This is a genomic window from Pseudomonas sp., from assembly GCF_041601375.1.
GTDB lineage: Bacteria > Pseudomonadota > Gammaproteobacteria > Pseudomonadales > Pseudomonadaceae > Aquipseudomonas.
Genome location: NZ_JBFIIG010000285.1, coordinates 1 through 3,069 on the forward strand (window position 1 = coordinate 1; position 3,069 = coordinate 3,069).

The 3,069-nt window shown below is 64.4% G+C and carries 2 protein-coding genes and 1 pseudogene; all 3 read right to left on the minus strand.

Annotated features, from left to right (window positions below):
• On the minus strand, positions 1-1,935 hold a 1,935-nt coding region (locus ABZE94_RS21065; RefSeq protein ID WP_372878128.1), incomplete at its 3' end, for a methyl-accepting chemotaxis protein.
• A gap of 193 nt (positions 1,936-2,128) precedes the next feature.
• Positions 2,129-2,629, minus strand: coding sequence for an ATP-dependent zinc protease (locus ABZE94_RS21070; RefSeq protein ID WP_372878130.1), 501 nt, complete (start codon positions 2,627-2,629; stop codon positions 2,129-2,131).
• Between the two features lie 207 nt (positions 2,630-2,836).
• Positions 2,837-3,069: pseudogene (locus ABZE94_RS21075) on the minus strand (phosphodiesterase); the annotation flags it as partial.

The window sequence follows — 3,069 nt, forward strand, 5'->3', positions numbered from 1 at the left end:
GAGCATGGCGCTGGCGCCCTGATCGACCTGCTGGATATTGCCGCTGACCTCGTCCGCGGTGGCCGCCTGTTGTTCGGCGGCGGTGGCGATCTGCGCCAGGCGGTCGCTGACCCGCTGCACCGACTCGACGATCCCGGCCATATCCTCGCCCATGGCCAGCACGCTGCCGACATCGCCCTCGGCCTGCTGCACGGCCTCCTCCATCAGGCTGACCGACTGGCCGACCACCCGGTGCAGGTCGGCCACGGTCTGGGCGATTTCCGCGGTGGAGTTCTGCGTGCGCTGCGACAGCGAGCGCACCTCGTCGGCGACCACGGCGAAGCCGCGGCCCTGTTCGCCGGCACGCGCCGCCTCGATGGCGGCGTTGAGCGCCAGCAGATTGGTCTGTTCGGCGATGCCCTTGATCACATCGACCACCCGGGTGATCTGTTCGGTCTGCACGCGCAGTTGCTGCAGGGTCGCGGCACTGTCGCCCAGGCGACTGCTGAGCTGGCGCATGCTGGCGCTGGTACGCTCGCTGCGCTGGTTGCTCTGGTTGGCGATTTCGCGGGTCTGCCCGGCTTCCATCGCGGCCTCCTCGCAGCTTTGCGCCACGCTTTGCGCGGTGGCGGCCATTTGCGTGGCGGCGGTGGCGATCTGGCTCATCTGCCCCTGCTGCTGCTCCACCGCCGTCAGCGCACTCTGCGCCTGGCTGCTGAGCAACTGCACGGTGCCGCCGAGGCTCTGGCTTTCCTGATCGACGCCCTGCAGCGAACCGCGCAACTGGGCGACCGCGGCATTCAGCGCGGTGGCGATGCTCGCCAGGTCGTCTTCGCCATGCACCTGCATGAGCACGCGCAAGTCGCCGTCACGCAGGCCCTGCGCGGCCTCGATGATGCCGGCGGTGCTGCGCCGGATCGAGGCATTCAGGCAGAACAGCACGTAGAGCGCCAACAGCGTCAGCACGCCGAACACGGCGATCACCTGCCACATTTCGCGCTGCGCCTGCTGGCGGTAGTCGCCCAGGCTCTGGGCGAACTGCTGGTACAACGCCTGCTGCAGATCCGCCAGCTGCGCCTGCAAGGTGTCTACCCGCTCGATGAACTGTTGCGGGCTCAAGGCCATGGGGCTGGCCTCGAACATATCGCGGTCGATCTCGCTCAGAAACCTGTCGAAACCTTGCTCGGCCTCGACAAACGCGGCCTGCAAATCGCCCATCGACTGCGCCCGCTGGCCGAGAGTCGCACGCGCCTTGATCAACTGGCCGCGCGACTCGTCCAGGCTGCGGCGCAAATCGCGGATCAGTACCCGGCTTTGCAGGGTGAAATGCTGCGAGAACACCGCCCCATAACCCTGGCCGGCGAAGCTGCCGAGGCTCTCCTGCAGGCGTGGCAGGGTGAACGTCAGCTGCTCCATCATCAGGTAGGTGTCGAGGTTCGGATCGAGAATCAAACCGCTGTCGGTGGCCACCTGCTCGCGTAGCGCCGTCAGTTGCAACAGGGTCTTTTGGTAACGCTCCAGGGCATCCGGTAGCGCCATCTTGCCCAGCACCGCCACACTCAGCTCGGCGCGCAGCGCTTGCAATGCCGTCAATTGCTCGCGTGCCTGGGCGCTCGAGGGAACACTGGCCAGCTGCGTCGCGGCCTGTTCCAGCGCCTGATCGAGACCGCCCGCGCGTTGTTCCAGCAGCGCCTTGGCCGGTTCGTCGGTGCCCTTCCAGCGCGCCAACAAGGTGCTCTGGGCGATCACCTCACGCTGCACCGAACCCAGCGCCTGCACCCCGTGCATGCCCTCCAGCTCGTGGTCGATCAGCGTCAGGCGGGCCAGATGATCGCTAGTGATCACCCACAGCGCATAGCCCAGCGGCAGGACGAACAATACAAACAGCAGCTGAAATTTACGCGCGAAACTGAAACGCTCCAATACGCGTATACCCGGCTTGAGTACTCCAGTCATAACGACACCTCAACGAGCCCATCCACACCTGGCAACAAGTGTGGCAAAGAACACCATCTAGCAAGAATTACGCCGGGCTACTCGAGTCAGAGCTTGTGAAAAAAAACGAGCGCAGTAGGCGCGCGTTTTTTCACAAGCTCTCAGGCCAGGCAAGCAGCACGGACGGCTGCTTGCAGGATAGGCCAATAACGCTTCAGCACTGCGGCTTATTGGCGGCATAGCGCTGCGCCGGGTTGATCGCCACGCCGAAATCACGCAAGGCGCTGGTGCCGATCAGCAACGGATAATCGAAGTGGCTGCGGTCGGTGAGGTTGACCTCGACGGTGCGCAACTGGTTACCCAAGCAGAGCTGCATATCGACCACCGGACGCTTGGCCACCGCTGGGCGGCTGGCGTCACCACGCTCTTCGGCGCGGCTCTTGATCTCGCTGATGCGGGCCAGGGGCTGCTCGAACAGGCTGTCGTCGGCATTCTCGGTGGCCAGGCGGAACCGCACCCAATCCTGGCCGTCACGGCGGAACTGCTCGATGTCCCTGGCCGACAGCGAGGCGGTCACCGCGCCGGTGTCCATCTTGGCTTTCAGGGTTTGCCCGACTTGTGGCAACTCGATGTATTCGTAGCGCCCGTAGAGCGCCGGTTGATTGGCCAGCGCCGGCAAAGCGACCAACGCCAGGAGTGCAGCAACAATCTTCATAACCAGTCAGGACTCCGTTAAAACGTCAGGAACTCCGACCGATCCGGCGGCGGATGGTTCGACCGGCTGTCGGCCGGCGCTAGGCTCGGAGGGTGTGAAAATATCGAGCGCCGTCACCAGGCCGCCCCCAGGCGTTCACCTAGCACAACGCCAGCGCAAGCGCTTGGAGGCTGCTGCAATAGGCGAGCGCTTTTCACCAGCTCTCGGTTATCTGCCAGGCAAGCCCGTCCACAACTCATCCAGGTTACGGAACCCCCAGTCGGCAGCGGATTCGCGGCTGACAATCTTGTCGCGATCGACCAATTTGGCCAGGTCGATTATTTCCTGAGCGATAGGGGTTTTCGACCTGGCCGAGAAGAACACCTTGACCTTGGGCATCAGCAACGAGGTTGCGTGCTGCTCCAGCACCACACCGATACGCCCGCTCTGCAGGCGCACCA